This window comes from Hoeflea sp. BAL378 (assembly GCF_000759435.1).
Lineage (GTDB): Bacteria > Pseudomonadota > Alphaproteobacteria > Rhizobiales > Rhizobiaceae > Hoeflea.
The window spans coordinates 1-564 of the sequence record NZ_JRJG01000240.1; the positions used below are offsets into that span (position 1 = coordinate 1).

1 protein-coding gene is annotated in these 564 nt (G+C 64.0%); it reads right to left on the bottom strand.

Annotated elements, in window-relative coordinates; translation table 11 throughout:
* Positions 1–147: 147 nt before the first annotated feature.
* On the bottom strand, positions 148–498 hold the full coding sequence (locus tag LL06_RS25525) for a P-II family nitrogen regulator (protein ID WP_035533752.1): 351 nt from the start codon (positions 496–498) through the stop codon (positions 148–150).
* Between the last annotated feature and the right edge of the window lie 66 nt (positions 499–564).

Consider the following 564-nt stretch of genomic DNA (forward strand, 5'->3'; position numbering starts at 1 on the left):
GCGGCTGCGGCTTCGGCTGCGGGGGCCGCGGCGTCCTGGGCGAAGGCCGGGACGGCGAAGGCAGCCAGGGCGCCGGCCGCCAGAAGGCCAAGTCTGAGAGGTGAGAGTGTCGACATCTGAGGTGTCATGGGTGTGTCTCCTGTTGCCTTACAACGCGTCGGCGTCGGTTTCGCCGGTGCGGATGCGCATGGCCTGGTCAATCGAGTAAACAAAGATCTTGCCGTCGCCGATCTGCCCGGTCTTGGCCGACGTCGCGATCGCTTCGACCGCCTTGTCCACCGAGTCCGAATTCACCGCGATCTCGATCTTCAACTTGGGCAGAAAGCTCACCGCGTACTCGGTCCCCCGATAGATCTCGGTATGCCCCTTCTGCCTGCCGTAGCCTTTGACTTCGCTTACGGTCAGGCCCTGAATGCCGACAGCCGTGAGCGCCTCGCGCACCTCGTCCAGCTTGAACGGCTTGATGATGGCCATCACAATTTTCATCTGGTTTCCCATCCTGTTTGTCCGCGGCCAGGCCGCCCCTCATGACAGGTGCCCCGCAACCCGCCGGACGCCCGCCTG

Coding starts and splice junctions, on each gene's coding strand:
- LL06_RS25525 (WP_035533752.1), bottom strand. CDS start 498: ATGGGAAACCAGATGAAAATTGTGATGGCCATCATCAAGCCGTTCAAG.